Here is a 22,572-nt window from a genome sequence, read left to right as displayed (position 1 = left end):
TTTGCTAGTCTTGACCGGATTCACACAAGGGAGACCTCCATGCCATTCCAGCCCGACACCCCCGACCTGCCGCACGACGCCCCCCTGCGCGAGGACGTCAGCCGGATCGGCGCGATGGTCGGGCAGATGCTCGCCGAGCAGCGCGGCGAGGCGTTCTTCGAGAAGGTCGAGGCGGTGCGCACCACGGCGATCCGCCGCCGCCGCGAGGACGAACCGGTGGCCCTGCTGGACCGCGCGCTGAGCGGCATGCAGGCGGAGGAGGCCGAGGCGCTGGCCCGCGCCTTCGCCACCTACTTCCAGGCAGTCAACATCGCCGAGCGGGTGCATCGCATCCGCCGCCGCCGCGACTACCAGCGCAGCGGCAATAACCCGCAGCCCGAGTCCCTGCTCGACGTGCTGACCCGGCTCAAGGCGCAGGGCGTCACCGCCGCCGAGCTGGTCGACTGGCTCGGCCGCCTGCACGTGGAGCCGGTGTTCACCGCCCATCCGACCGAGGCCGTGCGCCGCTCGCTGCTGGAGAAGGAGCAGGCGATCGTCCGCTCGCTGGTGGACAACTTCGACCCCACCCGCACCCCGCAGGAACGCAAGGAGGACGACGACCGCATCTTCATGGCGCTGTCCTCCGGCTGGCAGACCGCCGAGGCCTCGCCGGTGCAGCCCACCGTGCAGGACGAGCATCACCACGTCGGCTTCTATCTGGCCAACCCGATCTACCGCATCGTGCCGGCGCTGTACGAATCGCTGGCCGACGCGCTGCAGCAGGTCTACGGCATCGCGGTGCCGATGCCGCGCCTGCTCAGCTTCGCCACCTGGGTCGGCGGCGACATGGACGGCAACCCCAACGTGGGCGCCGACACCATCGCCGCCAGCCTGGCCAGCCAGCGCGCCCACGTGCTCGAGCACTACGCGCAGGACGTCGCCGGGCTGGCCCGCCTGCTCAGCCAGACCGAGGGCCGCGTGGCGGTGTCGCCGGAGCTGCTGGCGCGACTGGAGGACTACCGCGCGCGCTTCCCGGAAGCGGCGAAGAAGATCCGCCCGCGCCACGCCGACATGCCCTACCGCACCCTGCTGACCCTGATCGGTGCACGGCTGGAGGCGACCCACGAGGATGACCATCCGGAAGGCTATACGTCCGTCGACGAACTGGCCGGCGACCTGGAACTGATCGCGCACAGCCTGATCGACCACCACGGCCTGCATGCCGGTGCCTATGCGGTGCAGCGACTGGTCCGCCGTGTGCGCACCTTCGGCCTGCACCTGGCCCGGCTCGACGTGCGGCAGGACTCGCAGGTGCATGACGATGCCCTCGCCGCGCTGCAGGGCGACGCCGACTGGGGACAGCGCAGTCCGGCCGAGCGGGTGGAGAAGCTGCATCCGTTCGCCAGCGGTGAAAAGGAACTGGCCCCGGTGGACGAGGAGAACGCCCAGCGCATGCGCGCGGTGTTCCAGGCGATGGGTACGGCTCGCCGCCGCTACGGCGCCGAGGCGGTCGGCCTGTACATCATCTCGATGGCGCGCACCGCCGCCGACGTGCTGGCGGTGCTCGCGCTGGCCCGCCACGGTGGCCTGGCCGTGGAAGGCCAGCCGGTGCCGCTGGACGTGGCACCGCTGTTCGAGACGGTGGACGACCTGAAGAACGCCCCGGCCACGCTGCGCGCGCTGCTGGCCGATCCGGTCTATCGCGCCCACCTCGCCTCGCGGGGTGGCCGCCAGTGGGTGATGCTCGGCTACTCCGACAGCGGCAAGGACGGCGGCACGCTGGCCTCGCGCTGGGGTCTGCAGCGCGCCCAGGTGGAACTGCTGGACATCGCGAACGAGGCCGGCATCCAGCTCGCCTTCTTCCATGGCCGTGGCGGCTCGGCCAGCCGCGGCGGCGCGCGCATGACGCCGGCGCTGATGTCCTCGCCGCGCGGTTCGGTCGCCGGCGTGCTGCGCGTCACCGAACAGGGCGAGGTGATCCACCGCAAGTACGGCATCCGCGCGCTGGCGCTGCGCAACCTGGAGCAGACCGTCGGCGCCGTGCTGCGCGCCAGCCTGCGCCCGCGTGACGAAGAGCCGCGCGAGGACGCCTGGCGCGAGCGCATGCACATACTCTCGGCGACCAGCCGCAGGCACTACCGCGCCTTCGTCGACCGAGAGGGCTTCGTCGAATACTTCCGCGCGGCCACGCCGATCGACGTGATCGAGCGGATGACCCTGGGTTCGCGCCCCTCGCGCCGTCGCAGCATGCGCGGCGTGCAGGACCTGCGCGCGATCCCGTGGGTGTTCTCCTGGACCCAGTGCCGCTCGATCATCACCGGCTGGTACGGCCTGGGCACCGCGCTGGAGCAGGGCGCAGCCGAATTCGGCGAGGAGGCGCTGGCCGAGATGGCGCGCGACTGGCCGTTCTTCAGCAACATGCTCGACGACGTGGAGATGGTGCTGGCCAAGTGCGACCTGGCCATCGCCGAGGCGTTCTCGAAGCTGGCCGGCGAGCTGCACGCGCCGTTCTTCGCGCTGATCCGCGAGGAGTTCGAACGCACCTGCCACTGGGTGCTGCGCCTGAAGGGCGACCAGGCGCTGCTCGACGAATCGCCGCGGCTGGCCCAGTCGATCCGCCTGCGCAACCCGTACGTGGACCCGATGAGCGTGCTGCAGATCGACCTGCTCAGGCGCTGGCGTGCCAGCGACCGCGAGGACGAGGCCCTGCTGCGCGCCCTCGTGGCCTGCGTCAACGGCGTCTCGCAGGGGCTCCAGAACACCGGTTGACGGCGACGCGGCCGGCGCTGTCCGTCTTTGGGCGGGCGATTCCGGAAGTGGACACTCCTGGCGGACACTCCCGCGTGTCCGTCACCCGAAAACGGCGCTGCGGCGCCGTTTTCGCTTCCCGGGGATGTTGGCACGCCGCTTGCGATGCCCCGTCGCATGGATATCGCCAACCCCCAGTTCAGGATCCGCCGGCGGCGTCGGCTGCAATGGTCGATCGGTGGCGGCGTGGCCGCGCTGGTCGCCATCGTGGTGCTGATTGTGCGGCTGGGGCCGGCGCTGCCCGTGGCCGAGCGGGGTAGTTTGTGGATCGACACGGTGCAGCAGGGGCGGATGCTGCGCGAGGTACGCGCCACCGGCACCCTGGTGCCGCGTTCCACCCGCTGGGTGGCGGCGGCCACGGCGGCACAGGTCGAGCAGATCCTGGTCTGGCCGGGCGCCCGGGTGCAGCCGGACACCGTGCTGATGACGCTGGCCAACCCCGAGGTGGAGGACGCGCTGCGCAACGCACAGGCGCAGGTGGCGGCGGCCAAGGCGGAGGTCGCGGCCAAGCGCGCGGAGCTGCAGTCGCAGCTGCTCGACGAACGCTCGGCGCAGGCGCAGGCCGCATCCGACTTCGCCTCGGCCAAGGTCAAGGCCGATGCCGACGCCAAGGCCGCCGCGCTGCACCTGATTCCCGACGTGCAGTTCCGCCAGGGGCAGATCGCTCTGAAGCAGCTGGCGACCCGCCGCGATATCGAGCAGCAGCGCGTGGCTGCCTTCGCCGGCAACATGCGCGCCCAACTCGACGCGGTGGAGGCCCGGCTGATGCAGCAGCAGAGCAACCTGCAGCTGCGCCAGCGCCAGGCCGATGCGTTGCGGGTGAAGGCCGGTATCGCCGGCGTGCTGCAGGAAGTGGCGGTGCAGGAGGGCGCGCAGGTGGCCGAGGGCGCCAACCTGGCGCGGGTGGCGCGGCCGGACGTGCTGATCGCGCGTCTGCAGGTGCCCGAGGTGCAGGCGAAGGACGTGGCGCTCGGCATGCCGGTGAACGTGGATACCCACAACGGTACGGTCGACGGCACGGTCGAGCGGATCGATCCGGCGGTGCGCGACGGCAGTGTGCAGGTCGATGTGCGGCTGGCCGGCACGCTGCCGCCGGGCGCGCGCCCGGACCTGTCGGTGGACGGCCGCATCCGTGTCGCCACCCTGGACAACGTGCTGTCGGTCGGTCGGCCGGCCTCCGCGCGTGCCGGCGCCGACATCACCCTGTTCCGTCTCGATCCGTCCAGCGGCGTTGCCACCCGTGTGCCGGTGCGGCTGGGGGCGGCCTCGGTGGACCGGGTGGAGATCCGCCGTGGCCTGAAGGCGGGCGATCAGGTGATCCTCTCCGACACCAGCCAATGGGACCGCTACGACAAGATCCGCGTGAAGTGACCCATGCCGCAGGGTAGGAGCCCGCTCGCGGGCGATGCTCTTCGGCTTTGATGCGCATCAGGAGCAGGAGCATCGCCCGCGAGCGGGCTCCTACACACACTCAATCATGCAGACGGGAATCATGATGAACCCATCGTCCAGCGTCATCGCCCTCGACGGCATCCGCAAGGTGTTCCAGGCCGACGAAGTGGAGACCCACGCACTCAGCGACGTGCACCTGGCGGTGCATCGCGGCGAGTACGTGTCGATCTCCGGCCCGTCCGGCTGCGGCAAGACCACGCTGCTGTCGATCCTCGGCCTGCTCGACACCGCCAGCGCCGGCAGCTACGTGCTCAACGGCCACGACGTGGCGAAGCTCGACGCCGCCGCGCGGGCGCGCATCCGCAACGCCGAGATCGGCTTCATCTTCCAGGCGTTCAACCTGATCGGCGACCTCACCGTGCAGGAGAACGTGGAGCTGCCGCTGACCTACCGCGGCGGCATCGGCACCGCCGAGCGGCGCGCGCGGGTACACGAAGCGCTGGAGCGGGTGGGCATGGCGCACCGCATGCGGCACTACCCGGCGCAGCTCTCCGGCGGCCAGCAGCAGCGCGTGGCGGTGGCACGTGCGCTGGTCGGCAAGCCGGCGATCCTGCTCGCCGACGAACCGACCGGCAATCTCGACTCGCGCAACGGCGAGGCGGTGATGGCCCTGCTCGACGAACTGCACAAGGGCGGCGCGACCATCTGCATGGTCACCCACGACGCGCGCTACGCCGAACTGGCCCAGCGCAAGATCCGCCTGTTCGACGGCCGCGTGGTCGACGAGGAAACCTTCGACCGCCTGCGCCGCGAGGACGAGCAGCGGCTGGATGCGCTGATCGGTTCACGCGAAGGGCTGCAGGCATGAGTCCCAGGCTCGCCGAGCTGTGGCGAGCCTGGCGGGCCAGCCTGCGCCGGCCCGGCTTCCTGCTGCTGGCCAGCGGCGTGCTGGCGCTGGGCGTCGGCGCCAGCGCGGCGGTGTTCGCATTGCTCGATGCCACCCTGCTGCGGCCGCTGCCGTTTCCGCAGGCATCGCGTATCGCGGAGGTCGGCCGGATCTTCGGTGGCGAGGTCGCCACGATCTCGCCGCACGAGTACCAGTTCCTCGACGGCATGCACGGGGTGAAGGCGCTGGGCCTGATGCGCCCGGGCTCGGTCGCCAACATCGCCGGCGTCGGTTCCCCGCGGCAGGTGCCGGTGACCTACATTGATCGCGGCGTACTGGCGGTGCTCGACACCCCACCGGTGCTCGGGCGCAATTTCAGCAAGTCCGAGGATCAGCCGAACGGACCGGCGGCCGTGATGCTGAGTTATGGTCTCTGGCAACGCGACTACGGCGCCGCTCCGGGCGTCGTCGGTCAGGTCATTCAGGTGGAAGGCCGGCCGGCGACCATCGTCGGTGTGCTGCCGCGGGCGTTCGATACGCTCTCCGATCCCGGCGGCATCGCGCTGCCGCTGGCCCTGCCGCCGGCCAGCCGCGACTACAACCACAACGGCCACCTGGCGATCGCGCGTCTGGCTGATGGGGTGAGCCTGGCGTCGGTCGGTGCCCAGGCGGATGCGCGCGAGCGCGCGATGTACCGTGACATGGCGATGGGCGGGAACTGGAAGCAGCCCTGGTTCGGCGCCACCTCCCTGCAGGCCGCGCTGCATCGCGGCGAGCGGCCGGTGATGCTGCTGTTCGTGGCCAGCGCGGTACTGATCCTGCTGATCGCGCTGGTCAACCTGGTCAACCTGATGCTGTTGCGGACACTGTCGCGCAGCCACGATGCGGCGGTGCGCAGCGCGCTGGGCGCGCCGCTGCTGAGGTTGCTGTTGCCGGCGGTGGCCGAGGGCCTGCTGGTCGGGTTGGTGGGGACGGCACTGGGCATGCTGCTGGCATGGTCCGGGCTGCGCCTGTTGCTGCCTTTCATCCCCGGCCAGTGGCTGCACGGCGACCGGATCGATATGGGGGCGTCGCAGTGGGCCATGGCGTTTGTTGTCGGACTACTCGGTGCCCTGCTGGCTGCAGCGCTCGGCTTGTGGCGAAGCCGTCGTGCGACCGGGACCGGCGTCGACGAGCTGCGCGAGGGCGGACGCAGCGGCATGGGCGCGCGTAGCGGGCGGCTCGGGCGCGTGCTGGTGGTGGTCCAGGTGGCGCTGGCGGTGGCTCTGCTGTGCTCTGCGGGCGCGATCGCCCACGGCCTGCTTGCTGCCTCACGGGTGCAGCTCGGCTTCGCCAGCGACCAGGTACTCACCTTCGAGCTGGTGCCGGTGAAGGCGCATTACCCGGATGTCGGAGCCGTGCAGACCCTGGCGCAGCGCGTGGCGCGGCGTCTGCGCGCCATTCCCGGGGTCACCGGGGCGGCGGTCACCACCAACCTGCCGGCCAGCGACGGGCTCTACGGCCAGTTCAACAATGGCATGAAGACGCCGGAGGGCAAACAGTTCGAGGCGCAGTTGCATGGCGTGGGCACCGGCTTCTTCCAGGTGTTTTCCATCGCCCTGAAACAGGGGCGGGTGTTCGGCCGTGACGACACCGCCGGCAGCGAGCCGGTGGCGGTGGTCAGCCGCGACCTGGCCGACCGGTATTACGACGGCGACGCGATCGGCAAGACCGTGCTGGTCGAAGTCAGCCACGGCCCCGATCTTCCGGCACGCATCGTCGGCGTGGTCGCCGACACCTACCAGCGCGGGCCGCTGCAGCCGCGGCAGCCGATGGTGTACCTGCCGCTGGCGCAGATGCCTCGCAACACGATGGACATCTTTCTTGGGCTGGAGCCGCTGCGCTTCGTGCTGCGCGGACACGGTCGCCCGGCCGACTGGCGCGCGAGCGTTGAGCACGCGGTAGCCGAAGTCGCTCCCGGCCAGCCGATCGCCCACCTGGAATCGATGCGCAGTGTCGTCCGCCAGACCACCGCCGATGCACGTCTGGGCATGCTGATGGTCGGCCTGTTCGCCGCGCTGTCGCTGTTGCTGGCGGTGGCCGGCATGTATGCGGTGATGGCGGTTGCGGTGGCCGCACGCGAACGCGAGTTCGGCGTGCGCACGGCGCTGGGCGCTTCGCCTTCGCGCATGACGCGGCTGGTGCTGCGTGGCGGCCTGGGCCAGATCGTGGTCGGCCTGGTGATCGGTGTCGGGCTCGCGCTCGGCGCATCGCGGGTGCTGGCAAGCCTGTCGATGGCGGTGGCGATGTCGTCGATCGGTCGCATCGGCATCTTCGATCCCGTCGCGGCGCTCGGCGTATGCGCCGTGCTCGCCCTGTCCGGACTGCTGGCCTGCCTGCGGCCGGCGCTGCGTGCCAGCCGGGTGCAGCCGATGTCGGTGCTGCGCGGCGACTGAGCGGTGATGACTTCCATGGCTCCATCTTCTGAAGGGAATTCGGCATGAGCGTCTGGTTGAGTGAGATCTGGCGTACCTGGCGGGCCAGCCTGCGCCGGCCGGGTCTCGTGTTGCTGGCCAGTGGCGTGCTGGCGCTGGGTGTTGGCGCGGCCAGTGCGGTGTTCACCCTGATCGATGGTGTGTTGCTGCAGCCGTTGCCCTATCAACAGCCGCATCAACTGGTCGCGGTTGGCCCCGTCGAACAGGGCGATGTGCAGGCGGTCTCGCCGCAGCAGTACCAGCACCTCGCCGGGCTGCCCGGGATCGCATCGATGGGTCTGTTCAAGGATGGCCAGACGGCGTCCAACATCGCCGGCGACGGCCGGCCGGAACAGGTTGCGGCGCTGGAGATCGACCGGGGCCTGCTGCCGACGCTCGGCGTGCAGCCGGCGCTGGGCCGCAACTTCAGCGCTGAGGAAGACCAGCCGCACGGCCCGCCCGCGGTGATGCTGTACCACGGTTTCTGGCTGCGCCGCTTCGGCGGCAATCCCTCGGCGATCGGCCAGACCCTGACGGTGGAGGGCGTACCGCACGCCATCGTCGGCGTTCTCCCTGCCGGCTTCGATCTGGGCCAAGCCTCGATCGCCCTGCCCACGGCGTTCCCCGCGCACTCGCGGGACGATGGCACCAACTATACGGCGGTGGCGCGGCTGGCGTCCGGCGCCACCGTCGATAGCCTGGCCGCGGAGGTGAATACCCGCCTGCACGCGTTTTACGCCGAGCAGGGTGGCCAGGCCTATGCCGGCAGCTTCTGGCAGCGCGTGCACTTCGGCGCCCAGGATTTCAGTGCCGCGCAGCACGCCGGGCAGCGCAGCACGTCGTTGATGTGGGTGGCCTGCGCCACGTTGCTGTTGCTGATCGCGCTGGTCAACCTCACCAACCTGATGTTGCTGCGTGCAATGGCACGCAGCCACGACGCCGCGGTGCGCGGTGCGCTGGGTGCCTCGCGCGGGCGGGTTGCACTGCCGTCGATCGCCGAGGGCCTGCTGGTCGGCGTGGTCGGTGTATTGGTCGGTCAGGGGCTGGCGGCGCTGGCCCTGCTTGCCGTGCGCACATGGATGCCGGTGGACTGGATGGCGGTGGAGTGGACGCGTCCCGGGGGCTTGAGCCTGGGCGGGATGGCCTGGACGATCGCCGTCGCGACCGGCCTGTTCGGTGCCCTGGTCGCGACCGCGCTCGGGCTGTGGCGCGGGCATGCCGCGCTGTCGATGGACAGCCTGCGCGAGGGTGGCCGCAGCGGCCTCAGTCGTCGCAGCGGCCTGCTCGGTCGCCTGCTGGTGATGGCACAGGTGGCGCTGGCTTCGCTGCTGCTGTGCGCGGCGGGCGTGTTCCTGCACAGCCTGCTGGCCAGCGCCCGGGTGGACCTGGGCTTCAAGCCGGACCACGTGCTCACGTTCGAGCTGGCGCCGGTCAAGGCGACCTATCCGGATGCAGCCTCGGTGCAGCAGTTGTCCAGGCAACTGGTGGACCGGCTGCAGCGGATCCCAGGCGTACACCAGGCCGCGGCAGGGACCAACCTGCCGGCGGGTGACTTCAGCGGGCAGTGGAACATGGGCGGGCTGCACCTGCCGGGAGGCGAGCAGTTTGGTGCGCAGTTCCATGCGGCCGACCCGGCGTTCTTCCGGGTGTTCGGTATCCATGTGCTACAGGGCCGCTCGTTTGCCGCCAGCGATGTGCGCGGCGGCGAGGATGTCGCCGTGGTCAACCAGCGCTTTGCCGATGTGCATTTCCAGGGCCATGCGCTGGGGCAGACGATCCAGCGGGGCGAAGGCAACGGCATGTGGTCGGCGCGCATCGTCGGGGTAGTGGCCGATACCTACCAGTTCGGGCCGGAGGATCCGGACTCGGTGGTGCCGATCCTGTACCTGCCGCTGGCGCAGATGCCCGACGACGCCCTGCGCGCGTTCCGCATGTACGAGCCGCTGCGCTTCGCGCTCAAGGTCCAGGGCGATCCCGACAGCTATCGCGATGCCGTGCAGCGGGCCGTGGCCGAGGTGGCGCCCAACCAGCCGATCGACCATGTCTACAGCATGGCCCATGTGGTGCACGACACGATTACCGATACCGAGTTCAACCTGATGCTGGTCGGCCTGTTCGGCGGCCTGGCGCTGCTGCTCGCCTGCGTGGGTGTGTACGCCGTGATGGCGGTCGCGGTGGCGGCACGCGAGCGCGAGTTCGGCGTGCGTGCTGCGTTGGGCGCGGCACCCCGGGGTTTGCTTCTGCTGGTGCTGCGCGCAGGCATGGTGCAGATCGTCCTCGGCCTGCTTGCTGGCTTCGCGCTGGGTTTCCTGGGCTCCGGTGTGTTGCGCGCCGTGGTGGTGCAACTCGGCCAGAGTGTGTTCGACCCCTGGTCGATTGCCGCCGCCAGCGCGGTGCTGGCAGCAACCGGCGCAGTGGCCTGCCTGCTGCCGGCACTGCGTGCATCGCGCGTGCAGCCGATGCGCGCGCTGAGGGGAGAGTGAAGATGATCGTGCAGGAGTTTCGCGAGGCGTGGCGGCGGCTGTCCAGGCGGCCGGGGTATGCGCTGCTGTCGGTGGCGGTGCTGGGGGTGGGGCTGGGCGTGACGCTGTTCCTGTTCTCGCTGGTCAACACGCTGATCATCGACCCGCTGCCGATGCCACAGCCGGACCGGTTGATGGCGGTGGGCGCGCCGTCGTTCCATGACAACGGTATCGAGACGATCGACAGCGCGGACTACATGGCCTTGCGCAAGGGCATGCACAGCATCGATGCGATGGGTGCCTACCAGGGCACCGGCGTAAGCGTGGACCAGGGGCAGGGCGCCACCTACCACGTTGGCAGCCGCATGACCGCGTCGATGATGTCCCTGTTGGGCATCGAGCCGTTGCTGGGTCGCGTGCTGCAGCCGTCGGACGAGACTCCCGGCGCGGCGAGCGTGATGCTGCTGGGCGAGTCCCTGTGGCGACACGGCTTCCATGCTGATCCGCACATCATCGGCCGCGCGATCCGGGTCGATGGCGCCTGGGCCACGGTGGTGGGCGTGGTGCCGGCGCGCATGACGCGCCTGCCGGTCACCGACAACCAGATATGGATGCCGATGACGCTGCGCCCGGGCGAGCATCGCGATGTTTGGGGCGTGGCGCGCCTGGCCCCTGGCGTCCAGCTCGCCCAGGCGCGTGCGGAACTGGACGCGTGGAATGCGCGGCTGCAGGCCGCGATGCCCGCGGGCATGCGCATGCGCGGCGTCACCATCAAGCCGTGGAAATACGGCTTCGTGCCCGAGGACATGCGCCACTGGGTGTGGCTGATGTTCGGTGCTGCCGTGCTGGTGCTGCTGCTGGCCTGCGTCAACGTGGCCAACCTGCAACTGGTGCAGGCGCTGCAGCGACGGCACGAGCTGGCGTTGCGCAGCGCGCTCGGTGGCGGCCGCGCGCGGCTGATGTGCGGCGCGCTGGTCGAAAGCCTGCTGCTGAGCCTCGCCGCGCTGGCGGTGGCCCTGCCCATCGTGCATGGGGGCAATCGCTGGTTCATGGCGATCGTCTTCGCCCATTCGCCCGACAGCGTGCCCGTATACAACTTCAGCATCGACGCCCGCGTGCTGGCGGCGGCGTTGCTGGCGGCCCTGCTCAGCACGCTGCTGGCGGGCGTGGTTCCCGCGTGGCGTGCATCCCGACCCGACCTGCAGGATGCCCTGCGTGACGGCGCCAAAGGCTCGGGCGGCGGCTTTGCGCGCATGGCCAGGATCATGGTGATGGCCGAGATCGCGCTGACCGTGGTGCTGCTGGTGGGTGCGGGCACCTTCGTGCGCGCGGTCGACAGCCTGCTGTCGCAGCCGGTGGCGGGTGCGTCGCATGCGGCACAGGTAATCACCGCCGACGTGCTTCTGCCGCCTGCCGTCTACACAGACGATGCGCAGCGCATCCGCTTCTTCGATGCGGTGACCGGGCATCTGCGTCAGGATGCCGGCGTGGTCGATGCCACGGCATCGGATACGGTGCCGGGTGCGGTGCTGGGAAGCCATGAATCGATCTCGCTGCCCGGCCAGCCCGAGCCGTCCGATGGCTGGGCCCGTGCGCAGATGGGTCTGGTCGATCCGCACTTCCTCGCCACCTACGGCGTGCGTCTGCGCGAAGGGCGCTTCTTCGACGCGCGCGATCGCACCGACAGTGCGCCCGTGGCCGTGGTGGACGCCAAGATGGCTGCGGCGATGTGGCCGCATGGCGATGCGCTGGGCCGCACCCTGGTGCTGTGGCCTGGCCGGACGCAGGCGCGACGCCTGACGGTGATCGGCGTGATCGAGCCGTTGCAGCTCGATCGCCTGCTGGAGCGATCGCTGCCGGGCCTGCTGCTGCCGCTGGACCAGTCGGTGGGCCAGCGGCCGCTGCACGACGTCGGACTGGCCGTGCGCACGCATGCCGTGGCCGGGCGTTTCGAGCGGCAACTGATCGATGCCGTGCGCGCGGTCGACCCGCAGGCGGCGGTCTACGGCGTGCGCAGCCAGGCGGCGGCGGTGGCGGAGGGGCGCGTGTACCTCACCGTGCTCACCAGCGTGTTCGGCGCGCTGGGGCTGGTCGCCCTGCTGCTGGCCGGCGCGGGCCTGTACGGCGTGCTGGCATTCTCGGTGGCGCAGCGCACCCGGGAGATCGGGATCCGTCGTGCGATCGGCGCCGGGCATGGCGCGATCCTGCGCGACTCGGGCCGGCAACTGCTGTGGCAGCTCGGCATCGGGCTGGGGATCGGCCTGCTGCTGTCGGTGCCCTGGTCGAACGTGCTGGCCGATCCCGGCCTGCACACGCGGGCCCATGACCCCGCGGTGTTCGTGACGGTTTTCCTGCTGGTGGCGGGCGTGTCGATGCTGGCCTCGCTGGTGCCATTGTTGCGAGCCCTGCGGGTCGCCCCGGCCGTCGCCCTGCGCTACGAGTGACCACTACACTGGCGGGATGGACGACAGCGTGGCGCGTGAATCGAATCCGACGGTATTGCTGGCCGACGACCAGGCCGATGTGCGCGAGGCGCTGCGTCTGCTGCTGAAGTCCGAGGGCATCGCCAGTACCGGCGTCGACGGCCCCGCCGGGGCGCTGGACGAGGCCCGCCGGCGCGCGTTCGACGTCGCCCTGGTCGACCTCAACTACACCCGCGACACCACCTCGGGCGCCGAAGGCATGGAGCTGCTCGAGCGCCTGCGCCAGCTTGCCCCGGATCTGCCGGTGGTGGTGATGACCGCCTGGGGCAACGTGCCGCTGGCGGTGGAGGCGATGCGCCGCGGCGCCGCGGATTTCATCGAGAAGCCCTGGGACAACGCCCGCCTGCTCGGCGTGCTGCGCACGCAGATGGCGCTGGCGAGAAGCGTGCGGCGGCAGCACCGGTTGGAGGCGGAGAACGCGCTGCTGCGCGAGGAGGGCGATGCCGAATTCATCGCCGAGTCGCCGGCGATGCAGCGGGTGCTGGCGCTGGTGGCGCGGGTTGCGCCCAGCGGCGCCAACGTGTTGGTGCTGGGCGAGAACGGCACCGGCAAGGGTGTGATCGCGCAGCGCATCCACACGCTGTCGGCGCGGGCGACGCAGCCGTTCGTGAAGGTCAACATGGGCGGCATCGCCGAGACCGTGTTCGAGTCGGAGATGTTCGGCCACGTGCGCGGCGCGTTCACCGACGCCAAGAGCGAGCGCATTGGCCGTTTCGAGCTGGCCGATGGCGGCACGCTGTTCCTCGACGAGGTGGGCAACGTGCCGGCCTCGCAGCAGCCCAAGCTGCTGCGCGTGCTGGAGGACGGCGAGTTCGAGCGGCTGGGTTCCTCGCGCACCCAGCGCACCGACGTGCGGCTGATCTCGGCCACCAACGCGGATCTCGCCGCCGACGTGGCGGCCGGACGCTTCCGCCGCGACCTGCTGTACCGGCTCAACACGCTGGAGATCGTGCTGCCGCCGCTGCGCGAGCGCGGCGACGACATCGTGCCGCTGGCGCGTGCGGCGCTGGCACGCAGTGCGCAGCGCTACGGTCGTCAAGGCCTGCGGCTGGCGCCGTCGGCCGAGCGGGCGCTACAGGCCTATGCCTGGCCGGGCAATGTACGCGAGCTGGGCCATCTGATGGAGCGCGCCGCGCTGCTCGCCGAGCACGACGAGGTCGGTGCCGCGGCGCTGGCCTTCGGTCGCACCGAGTCGGCCGACGAGGGCTTCGAACAGATGACGCTGGAGCAGGCCGAAGGCTGGCTGGTGCGGCGCGCGCTGGATCGCTTCGACGGCAACCTGCTGCGCGCGGCCGACGCGCTGGGTATCACCCGCCAGGCGCTGTACCGGCGATTGGAAAAGCACGGCCTGCGCGATCCGTTGGACGCCGACGATGGCGACGCCTGAACCGCCACCCTCGACGCCCGCGCGCCCCGCATCGGCGCGGCTGCCGGCCTACGAGCGGCGCATCCTCGGCGGCAGCGCGCTGATCGCCGCGCCGGGCCTGCTGGCGGCGGCGTTCATGGCCTGGGGCGGCCGCGGCTGGCGCGAGGCGGACGGCTGGGTGCTGGCGGCGGCGGTGGTCGTCGCCGCTTTGCTGGTGCGCTGGCAGCGGCGACGCCTGGTCTATCCGTTGCAGTCCTTCGCCAGCCTGCTCGATGCGCTGCGGCTGGGCGACTACAGCCTGCGCGGCCGCGCAGGCGGCGCGCTGGACGACCTGGTCTATGACATCAATGCGCTGGCCGAGCGCCTGCAGCAGGAACGGCTGCAGTTCGAGGAGTCGTCCTACCTGCTGGGCAAGACGCTGGCGGCGCTGGACAACGCGGTGCTGGTGTTCGACCAGGACACCCGCCTGCGCCTGCTCAACCCCGCCGCGCAGCAACTGCTGCAGGCCGACCGGCACCAGCTGTTCGGTCGCCGCGCCGAGGAACTGGGCCTGCAGCCGCTGCTGGACCAGCCCTCCGGCCAGCTGCTGAATCATCGGTTTGCCGGCCGCAGCGGACGCTTCGAGATCCGCCATGCGCCGTTGCGCACCGAGGGTCACGGCGGCCGCCTGCTGGTGATCAACGACGTCGGCCGCGTGCTGCGCGAGGAGGAGCGCCAGGCCTGGCAGCGACTGCTGCGCGTGCTCGGCCACGAGGTGAACAACTCGCTGGCGCCGATCCAGTCGATGGCCGGCACGCTGGCCACGCTGGCGCTGCGCGACCCGTTGCCGGAAGACTGGCGCGAGGATTTCCGCAGCGGCCTGGAGCTGATCGGCCATCGCGCCGGCGCGCTGGCGCGCTTCCTTGCCAGCTACAGCCGGCTGACCCGGCTGCCGCCGCCGCAGAAGCGCGAGGTGCCGCTGGCACCGCTGCTGGAGAAAGTCGCACGGCTCGAGCTGCGGCTGCCGGTGACGCTGGAGCCGGGGCCGGCGCTCTCGCTGACGGCCGATCCGGATCAGCTCGAGCAGGCGCTGATCAACCTGCTGCGCAACGCGGTGGAGGCCAGCCTGCCCGCACAGGGCGCGGTGATCCTGCGCTGGCGTGTCGATGATGGCCAAATCCTGATCGAGGTGCTGGACGAGGGCGAGGGCCCGCCGGCCAGCGACAACCTGTTCGTGCCGTTCTTCACCACCAAGCCGGGCGGCTCGGGGATCGGGCTGGCGCTGGCGCGGCAGATCGCCGAGGCGCACGACGGCGGGATCAGCCTGCTGGCCCGCACCAACACGCGCGGTGCCGTGGCGACGCTCTGGCTGCCCCAGCCTGGCGAGCATCCACAAACCCGGTAGGAGCCCGCTGGCGGGCGATGCTTTTGCTCCTGATCCACATCGAAGCAGAAAAGCATCGTCCGCGAGCGGGCTCCTACAGGCGAGGTCGTGGCGGGGGTGCAGATGCGTGGCGGGAGGATGCGCTCCCGGGTACGCTCTGGCTCCCCACTGGAACTGCATGCCATGACTGCCACCGCTCCACCCCGCCTCAACCCGCTGGCCTTCCTCATCTTCAGCTCGCGCTGGCTGCAGCTGCCGTTGTATCTGGGGCTGATCGTCGCCCAGTGCGTCTACGTGTTCCTGTTCGGCAAGGAGCTGTGGCACCTGATCCACGAGGCGTCGCACCTGGGCGAGCAGGAGATCATGCTCATCGTGCTCGGCCTGATCGACGTGGTGATGATCTCCAACCTGCTGATCATGGTGATCGTCGGCGGCTACGAGACCTTCGTCTCGCGACTGGGGCTGGAGCACCACCCCGACCAGCCGGAGTGGCTCAGCCACGTCAACGCGTCGGTGCTGAAGGTGAAGCTGGCGATGGCGATCATCGGCATCTCCTCGATCCACCTGCTGAAGACCTTCATCGCCGCCGGGGCCCTGCAGGGCCTGCCGTTCTGCTCGGCCGAGGTGCTCGCCACGATGGCCGACACCATGGACCCGGCCAGCACCCTCAAGTGCTCGACCCTGACCACGGTCGGCGTGATGTGGCAGACGATCATCCACGTGGTGTTCATCGCCTCGGCGATCGGCATCGCCTGGACCGACCGCATCATGCAGGCCGGCGTGGCGCGCATGCGCGAGGCCCACTGACGCTCGTTTACGCCCTGTAGGAGCCCGCTGGCGGGCGATGCCTTTGCTCCAGATCCACATCGACGCAAGAAGAGCATCGCCCGCGAGCGGGCTCCTACAGAGATGGCGTATCGCTGTCATCCAGCCAGACGGCGTTCCAGTAGGGGTACAGAAGCGCCGAATCCGCCAGGCCGGCGCGCACGGGATTGCCGACGATGTAGCGCGCCGCGCGACGCATATCCTCGTCGCGGCGGAGGGCGTGATCGTGGAAGCTGCGGTCCCACGGCGTCCCTTCGACTAGCCCGGACGCATGCAGCGCGCGGGAGACGGCAGCCTTGACGCGCGCTACCACGCGCTCCAGCGGTTCTGCGCCGAGTTCGAGCAGCCCGTGCCAGTGATCGGGCATGAGTACCCAGGCGAGCAGTTGTGCGTCACCCCAGTGATCGCGTGTGTGGATGACTCGGCTGGCCGCATGCGCCGCGGCGTGATCACCGAAGAGCAGCTGACGGTGCCGGGTGGTCGCGGTGATCAGGTAGACCTGGCCCGGCAGCGAGATACGGCCGCGTCGTAGCGCCGAGTGGCCGGTGGCAGGGAACGTGCGCATCGCCAGAGCGTGCCGGGGAGCGTTGTGAGCATGCAGCCGTCCGGTACCGCCAAACTCTGTAGGAGCCCGCTCGCGGGCGATGCCCTTGCTCCTGATCCACATCGAAGCAGAAGAGCATCGCCCGCGAGCGGGCTCCTACAACCGGTCGGCGGGCCTACACCTCCAACCGGTCGTCGGGGCGGGCCACCAGGGCGTACAGCGCCGGCATCAGGAATACGCTGATCAGCAGGCGGGTGAACAGGCCGCTGACGATCACCAGTGCGAACGGCCGCTGGGTGTCGGTGCCGACGCCGGTGGCCAGTGCCGCCGGCAGCAGGCCGAGCGCGGCGACCAGCGCGGTCATCATGATCGGTCGCAGGCGCAGGATCGCCGCCTCGCGGATCGCCGGCGCCAGCGCCATGCCGCCCAGGCGCAGCTCGTTGACGTAGGAGATGTAGACCACCGCGGTCTGCACCGACACGCCGAACAGCGCCAGGAAGCCGATACCCGAGGAGACCGAGAACGGCGTGCCGGTGAGCCACAGCGCGATCAGTCCGCCCACCGGCGCCGACAACGCCACGCCGAGCACGGTGATGAACGGGAACTTGAAGTTGCTGTACAAGGTGAACAGCAGCAGGAAGATCAGGCCGACCGTCAACGGCACGATCACGCGCAGCTGGGCGCTGGAGGCCACATACTCGGAGTACTCGCCGCCCCAGTCGGTGTGGTAGCCGCGCGGCAGCGCCACCTGCTTCTTCACCTGGGCGATGGCGTCGCCCACCGCGCCGGCCAGGTCGCGGCCCTGCACCGAGAACTGCACGCCGATGTAGCGCGAGCTGTCCTGCCGGTAGATGAAGGAGGCGCCGTTGGTGACGCGAATGTCGGCCAGTGCCTTGAGCGGGATCTGCTTGCCTTCGGGCGTCACCACCAGCAGGTTGCCGATCGCTTCGGGATTGTCGCGATAGCGTTTCTGCAGCCGCACGACCAGATCGAACTCCTTCTCGCCCTGCACCACCTGGGTGGCCACGTCGCCGCCGATCGCGGTCTGGATCAGGTCGTTGATGTCCGACACGTTGACGCCGTAGCGGGCGATCGCCGCACGGTTCACGTCGATGGTCAGGCTGGGCTGGCCGAGCTCCTGCACCAGGGTCACGTGGGTGATGCCGCGGACCTTCTCCAGCACGTGCTTGATCGCCAGGCCCTTGGCCTGCAGCGTGGCCAGGTCCGGACCGAACACCTTCACCGCCAGCGCGCTCTTCAGGCCGGTTTCGGCCTCGTCCACCGCGTCCTCGGCCGGCTGGGTGTAGTTGAAGCTGATGCCGGGGAACTGCGCCAGCTTGCGGTTCATCGCCGCGATCAGCTCGGGCTTGGTGCGGTACTCGCCGGTCCACTGCGAATACGGCTTCAGTCCGACGTAGAACTCGGCGTTGAAGAAGCCGGTGTGGTCGGTGCCGTCATCCGGGCGGCCCAGCTCGCTGGACACGGTGGTGACCTGCGGGAAGCTGCGCAGGATCGCGCGTATCTGTGGCGTGACCTTGGCCGCCTCGTCGAACGAGATGGTGTACGGCATGGTGGCGCGCACCCACAGCGCGCCTTCGTCCAGGTGCGGCATGAACTCCGCGCCGATGCGCGGGACCAGCAGCAGCGAGGCCGCCAGCACCACGACCGAGGCGAGCACGGTGCCGCGGGCGCGGGCCAGGCAGAAGTCCAGGCCCTTGGCGTAGACCGACTTGACCGCCTCGAACGCGCGGTTCCGCCGTTCGCGCACGCCGTTGCGCATGAACCACGAGCACAGCACCGGCAGCAGCGTCAGGGTCACGACCAGCGAGCCGACCAGGGCGAAGATCATGGTGTCGGCCATCGGCTTGAACAGAATGCCGGAGGGGCCGGAGAGCACGTAGATCGGCAGGAAGCTGACCACGATCACCGCCACCGCGTAGAACAGTGGGCGATCGACCTCGGCCGCGGCGGCGCGGATCACCTCGAACACGCTGATGTCCGGATCTTTCCGTTCGGCCAGCTGGCGGTAGATGTTCTCCACCATCACCACCGCGGCGTCGACCAGGATGCCGAAGTCGATCGCACCGATCGACAGCAGGTTGGCCGAGGCGCCCTGCGCATCGAGGCCGATGAAGGCGAACAGCAGCGCCAGCGGGATGGTGGTGGCGACGATCAGGCCGGCGCGCAGGTCGTACAGGAAGAACACCAGCACCACGACCACCAGCAGCATGCCGCGTACCAGGTTGTCGCGGACCACGTCGGTGGTGCGGCTGATCAGCTCGCTGCGGTCGTAGAACGGGACGATCTTCACGTCCTTAGGCAGCACGTCCTCGTTGAGCTCGCGGGTCTTTGCCTCGACCCGCTTGAGCACGTCCTGGGTCTTCGAGCCGGTGCGCAGGAAGATCACGCCCTCGACCGCGTCGTTCTGGTCCTGGTAGCCGAATTCGCCCAGTCGCGGTGCGATGCCGGTGGTCACTTCACCGACATCCTTGACCAGCACCGGCGAGCCGTTGTGCTGGGTCAGTACGACGTTGCCGATGTCTTCCAGTGTCTTCAGCCGGCCCTCGCCACGGATGTAATAGAACTGGCTGCCCTGGGTGTAGAAGCCGCCGCCGGCATTGGCGTTGTTGGCCGCCAGCGCCGATTCCACCTGGGTGGCGGTGAGACCCAGCGCGGCCAGCCTGGCCTGGTCCAGCTTCACCTGGTACTGCAGCGTGCCGCCGCCGAAGCCGGAGTCGTCGGCCACGCCGGGCACGGCGCGGAAGGCCGGCTCGACGGTCCAGTCCTCGATCGTCTTCAGCTCGGTGGGCGAACGGTCCGGGCTCTGCAGCACGTAGCGGTAGATGAGGCCCGAGGGCGAGGACATCGGCGACACCGAGGGCGTCACGCCGTCGGGCAGGCCGAGGTCGGCCATCCGGTTGAACACTTCCTGCCGGGCGAAATACTTGTCGGTGCCGTTGGCGAAGGTGATGTCCACCACCGACAGGCCGTACAGCGAGATCGAGCGGGTGACCTTGGTGTGCGGGATGCCGGTCATGCCGCGCTCGACCGGTACGGTGATCAGCCGCTCCACCTCTTCGGCGGCATGGCCGGGCCATTGCGTCACCAGCTCGACCATCGGCGGCGACAGGTCGGGGTAGGCGTCCACCGGCAGCCGGCCGATCGAGCGCAGGCCGGCGCCGACCAGGATCAGGGTGAGCAGCAGCACCAGCAGGCGCTGCCCGAGCGAGGCGCCGACGATGCGGTTCATCAGCGAGGCGGTGCGGGAGGGGTTCTCGCCCCCGGGCGTCGGCGTACTCATTGGTTCTGCATGAACTGCATGAACAGGCCGCCGTCGACCACCACCTTGTCGCCGGGCTGCAGTCCCTTGTCCACCACCACGTTGTCGCCGGTGCGCTGGCCCTGCGTGATGTGGCGACGGGCGAAGCTGCCGTCGGGCTGCGCGACATAGACGAACGGCAGGTTCTCGTCGTCGCGCAGGAGTGCCGAGACCGGCACCAGCAGGCCTTGTGCAACGGCCTTGGCGCTCAGCGTCACGTTGACGTACATCTGCTTGCGCAGCGTGTCGCCGGGGTTGGCGGCGCTGACGCGCGCGTCGACCAGTCCGGTATCCGGATTGACCACGCCGCCGATGCTGGTGACGGTGCCGGCGGTCGGCTTGCCGCCGTCACCGGTGCGGATCTCGGCGTGGTCGCCGAGGTGCACACGGGCCACTTCGGCAGGCGTCACCTGCGCCATCACCCACATGTGCGAGAGGTCGGCCACGGTGAAGCAGGCGGTGCTGCCGGCCTGCAGCAACTGGCCCGGACTGATCAGCCGCTCGACCACGGTGCCGGCGATCGGCGCGCGGATCGCGCCACCGGCGTCGGGCACCGCGCGTCCGGCCTGGATCGCGCGGATCGAACTCTCGTCTACGCCCATCGCCAGCAGGGCCTGGCGCGCGGCATCGCGATCGGCCTCGGCGCTGGCCGCGTCGGTGGACGCCTGGGCCGCCTCGCGTGCCGACACGCCGTGATGGGCGAGCAGGTCCCGATCCATGTCGGCGATGTGGCGGGCGTTGCGCGCGGCGACCAGCGCCTTGCGATACCCGCCGATCGCGGCGGCGAAGTCGGACGAGGCCACGGTGGCCAGCACCTGGTCTTTCGCCACGTGGTCACCCGGTGCGACCCGCAGGCGCACCACCGGACCGGTGAACGGCGCGATCACGCTGGTGGCGCGCTCGTTGTCGAAGTCCACGCGGCCGGTGGTGGCGATGGCCGGATGGAAGCTGCCCATCGCCACCGCCTGCAGGTGGATGTGCTGCCGTTGCGCGGCGGTGAGCGTGACGTCGTGGGCGGTGACTTTCGCGGCGTCGGTGGCGTCGTGCCGGCCGTCCGAGCAGCCGGTCAGCGCCACGGCGCCGAGCGCGATTGCCAGGGCGCCGGCGTGGATCCGCACCAGGCGGGGAGCATTACTGGTCATGGGTGTTCCCGTCGGAAGGGGGCGGGGTGTGGGTTTCGGCATGCCACCAGCCACCGCCGAGTGCCTGGAACAGCGCGGCGGTGTCGGCGAGGCGGGCGGCCTGTGCCTGCACCAGGGTCATGCGCGCCTGCTGGTAGGCCTGCTCGGCGTTGAGCACGGCGAGGTAGTCGGCGTAGCCGTCCTTCCACTGCCGTTGCGAGAGATCGAGGGTGACCTTGGCCGCGTCCGCGGCATTCGCCGCGGACTTCAGTCCGTCGGCGTCCTGCTGCAGCGCGACCAGGGTGTCGGCCACGTTCTGGAAAGCGACCAGCACCGTGCTGCGGTACTGCTCGGCGGCTTCCACGTAGGCGGCGCGCGCCGCGCGCTCCTGGTGGCGCAGCGCGCCGCCCTGGAACAGCGGCGCGGTGATCGCGGCGCCGACGTTCCAGAAGCCGGTGCCGGCGTGGAACACCTGGTTGATCGCCAGCGCGGTGCTGCCGGCCGTGGCGCTCAGTTCGATCTGCGGCAGCCGTGCCGCTTCGGCCACGCCGATCGCCGCGCTTGCCGCATGCAGGTTGGCCTGCGCCTGCAGCACGTCGGGCCGCTGCGCCACCAGCTGCGAAGGCAGGCTCAGCGGCAGCTCGGTCGGCAGGGCGAAACCGTCGAGCGTGAAGTGCGCCGCATCCGCGTCGCCGGGGAACTGGCCGGTGAGCACCGCCAGCGCGTGCTGCTGCTGGGCCAGCTGCAGCCGCAGCGGCGCCAGCGTCGCGGTGACCTGGGCGAGCTGCGACTGCTGCGCGGCCAGGTCGAGCCGGCTGGCGTAGCCCTTGTCGAACTGGCGCTGGACGATCTCCAGCATCTGCCGGTTGAGCTTGAGCAGGTCCTGCGTGGCATCGAGCTGTGCCTGCAGCGAGGCGACCTGCACCGCGGTGTTCACCACGTTGGCGCTCAGCGAGATCCGCGCGGCGACCAACTGGTAGCGGGTGGCTTCCTCCTGCGCCGACAGCGATTCGACCGTGCGCCGGTTCAGCCCGAACACGTCCGGTACGTAGGACACGCTGACCTGCGGCGTGAACAGGTTGTACAGATAGGCGTTGGAGCTGGGCACCGGGGCGAGCGCGCCGGGCGGATCCTGCTCGCGGCTGGCCGACACGCCCGCGCTCACCGCCGAGAAGTAGCTGCCGCGCCCGGCCAGGGTGGTCTCGTGCGCCACGGTGAGCGCTGCCTGCGCGGCCTTCAGATCGTGGTTGTTGGCCAGCGCCCGGCGCACCAGCGCGTCCAGCGGCGCGGAATGGAACAGCGTCCACCAGTCGGCGGGGATCGAACCGCCCTCGTCGAAGTGCTGCGTCGCACCCTCGGCGACATCGGATCGTCCGGTTGTGCCGGCGGGCGTCCTGGCGAGATAGCGGGTGGTGGCCGGCGCGGCCGGCGGCTTGAAGTCCGGCCCGACTGCGCACCCACCGAGGAGGGTGGTGGCGATCAGCAGCAGGCTGGCCTGGTGCCGAGCGAGCCGGAGCGGTGGGTTTCGGAACGCAGGGGGCCGTGATCGGAGCATCCGGGACGTCGCTCGG

At 70.2% G+C, this 22,572-nt stretch carries 13 protein-coding genes; 9 read left to right on the top strand and 4 right to left on the bottom strand.

The features are described 5' to 3' along the window. The first annotated feature begins 39 nt into the window (after positions 1 to 39). The 9 genes from ppc to ATSB10_RS11305 all read left to right on the top strand — a co-directional run bounded on the left by ppc (position 40) and on the right by ATSB10_RS11305 (position 15,999). Positions 40 to 2,748 (top strand): phosphoenolpyruvate carboxylase, encoded by a 2,709-nt coding sequence (ppc, locus tag ATSB10_RS11345; protein WP_063672929.1) that lies wholly within the window; start codon positions 40 to 42, stop codon positions 2,746 to 2,748. Positions 2,749 to 2,904: 156 nt separating this feature from the next. Further along, on the top strand, positions 2,905 to 4,158 hold the full coding sequence (locus ATSB10_RS11340; RefSeq protein ID WP_063672928.1) for an efflux RND transporter periplasmic adaptor subunit: 1,254 nt from the start codon (positions 2,905 to 2,907) through the stop codon (positions 4,156 to 4,158). 124 nt (positions 4,159 to 4,282) lie between these two features. After that, positions 4,283 to 5,047 carry an ABC transporter ATP-binding protein gene (locus tag ATSB10_RS11335; RefSeq protein ID WP_063672927.1) on the top strand — a complete coding sequence of 255 codons (765 nt, stop codon included), beginning with the start codon at positions 4,283 to 4,285 and terminating at the stop codon, positions 5,045 to 5,047. Beyond that, positions 5,044 to 7,500: an ABC transporter permease gene (locus tag ATSB10_RS11330; protein ID WP_063672926.1), complete on the top strand. Its 2,457-nt coding sequence runs from the start codon at positions 5,044 to 5,046 to the stop codon at positions 7,498 to 7,500. The genes ATSB10_RS11335 and ATSB10_RS11330 overlap by 4 nt, the downstream gene beginning before the upstream one ends. 44 nt (positions 7,501 to 7,544) lie before the next feature. Beyond that, positions 7,545 to 10,001: an ABC transporter permease gene (locus ATSB10_RS11325; RefSeq protein WP_063672925.1), complete on the top strand. Its 2,457-nt coding sequence runs from the start codon at positions 7,545 to 7,547 to the stop codon at positions 9,999 to 10,001. A gap of 2 nt (positions 10,002 to 10,003) precedes the next feature. Further along, a complete protein-coding gene (locus ATSB10_RS11320; protein WP_063672924.1) occupies positions 10,004 to 12,424 on the top strand; it encodes an ADOP family duplicated permease in 2,421 nt (806 codons plus the stop codon). Positions 12,425 to 12,452: 28 nt separating this feature from the next. Then, positions 12,453 to 13,850 (top strand): sigma-54-dependent transcriptional regulator, encoded by a 1,398-nt coding sequence (locus ATSB10_RS11315; RefSeq protein WP_236886407.1) that lies wholly within the window; start codon positions 12,453 to 12,455, stop codon positions 13,848 to 13,850. Next, on the top strand, positions 13,837 to 15,213 hold the full coding sequence (locus tag ATSB10_RS11310; protein ID WP_063672922.1) for a sensor histidine kinase: 1,377 nt from the start codon (positions 13,837 to 13,839) through the stop codon (positions 15,211 to 15,213). The genes ATSB10_RS11315 and ATSB10_RS11310 overlap by 14 nt, the downstream gene beginning before the upstream one ends. A 162-nt stretch (positions 15,214 to 15,375) precedes the next feature. After that, positions 15,376 to 15,999, top strand: coding sequence for a TIGR00645 family protein (locus ATSB10_RS11305; protein WP_063672921.1), 624 nt, complete (start codon positions 15,376 to 15,378; stop codon positions 15,997 to 15,999). Between the two features lie 94 nt (positions 16,000 to 16,093). On the opposite strand, the gene ATSB10_RS11300 is transcribed toward ATSB10_RS11305, so the two are convergent. From ATSB10_RS11300 to ATSB10_RS11285, 4 genes are all read right to left on the bottom strand, one after another. Beyond that, positions 16,094 to 16,582, bottom strand: coding sequence for an REP-associated tyrosine transposase (locus ATSB10_RS11300; protein WP_063672920.1), 489 nt, complete (start codon positions 16,580 to 16,582; stop codon positions 16,094 to 16,096). Between the two features lie 154 nt (positions 16,583 to 16,736). After that, positions 16,737 to 19,862, bottom strand: a complete 3,126-nt coding sequence (locus ATSB10_RS11295; RefSeq protein WP_063672919.1) for an efflux RND transporter permease subunit — start codon at positions 19,860 to 19,862, stop codon at positions 16,737 to 16,739. Continuing rightward, a complete protein-coding gene (locus ATSB10_RS11290) occupies positions 19,859 to 21,022 on the bottom strand; it encodes an efflux RND transporter periplasmic adaptor subunit (protein ID WP_063672917.1) in 1,164 nt (387 codons plus the stop codon). Before ATSB10_RS11290 ends, ATSB10_RS11295 begins: the two co-directional genes overlap by 4 nt. Then, a complete protein-coding gene (locus ATSB10_RS11285) occupies positions 21,012 to 22,556 on the bottom strand; it encodes an efflux transporter outer membrane subunit (RefSeq protein ID WP_157469206.1) in 1,545 nt (514 codons plus the stop codon). The genes ATSB10_RS11290 and ATSB10_RS11285 overlap by 11 nt, the downstream gene beginning before the upstream one ends. Positions 22,557 to 22,572 lie beyond the last annotated feature (16 nt).

The sequence above is a fragment of the Dyella thiooxydans genome (assembly GCF_001641285.1).
Classification (GTDB): Bacteria; Pseudomonadota; Gammaproteobacteria; order Xanthomonadales; family Rhodanobacteraceae; genus Dyella_A; species Dyella_A thiooxydans.
Note: the sequence above shows the minus strand (reverse complement) of the source record. Positions and strands in the feature narration are given on the sequence as shown.

Excerpts from the sequence above, each read along its gene's own strand:
- ppc (WP_063672929.1), top strand. The coding sequence starts at position 40 with ATGCCATTCCAGCCCGACACCCCCGACCTGCCGCACGACGCCCCCCTG.
- ATSB10_RS11340 (WP_063672928.1), top strand. The coding sequence starts at position 2,905 with ATGGATATCGCCAACCCCCAGTTCAGGATCCGCCGGCGGCGTCGGCTG.
- ATSB10_RS11335 (WP_063672927.1), top strand. The coding sequence starts at position 4,283 with ATGAACCCATCGTCCAGCGTCATCGCCCTCGACGGCATCCGCAAGGTG.
- ATSB10_RS11330 (WP_063672926.1), top strand. The coding sequence starts at position 5,044 with ATGAGTCCCAGGCTCGCCGAGCTGTGGCGAGCCTGGCGGGCCAGCCTG.
- ATSB10_RS11325 (WP_063672925.1), top strand. The coding sequence starts at position 7,545 with ATGAGCGTCTGGTTGAGTGAGATCTGGCGTACCTGGCGGGCCAGCCTG.
- ATSB10_RS11320 (WP_063672924.1), top strand. The coding sequence starts at position 10,004 with ATGATCGTGCAGGAGTTTCGCGAGGCGTGGCGGCGGCTGTCCAGGCGG.
- ATSB10_RS11310 (WP_063672922.1), top strand. The coding sequence starts at position 13,837 with ATGGCGACGCCTGAACCGCCACCCTCGACGCCCGCGCGCCCCGCATCG.
- ATSB10_RS11305 (WP_063672921.1), top strand. The coding sequence starts at position 15,376 with ATGACTGCCACCGCTCCACCCCGCCTCAACCCGCTGGCCTTCCTCATC.
- ATSB10_RS11300 (WP_063672920.1), bottom strand. The coding sequence starts at position 16,582 with ATGCGCACGTTCCCTGCCACCGGCCACTCGGCGCTACGACGCGGCCGT.
- ATSB10_RS11295 (WP_063672919.1), bottom strand. The coding sequence starts at position 19,862 with ATGAGTACGCCGACGCCCGGGGGCGAGAACCCCTCCCGCACCGCCTCG.
- ATSB10_RS11290 (WP_063672917.1), bottom strand. The coding sequence starts at position 21,022 with ATGACCAGTAATGCTCCCCGCCTGGTGCGGATCCACGCCGGCGCCCTG.
- ATSB10_RS11285 (WP_157469206.1), bottom strand. The coding sequence starts at position 22,556 with ATGCTCCGATCACGGCCCCCTGCGTTCCGAAACCCACCGCTCCGGCTC.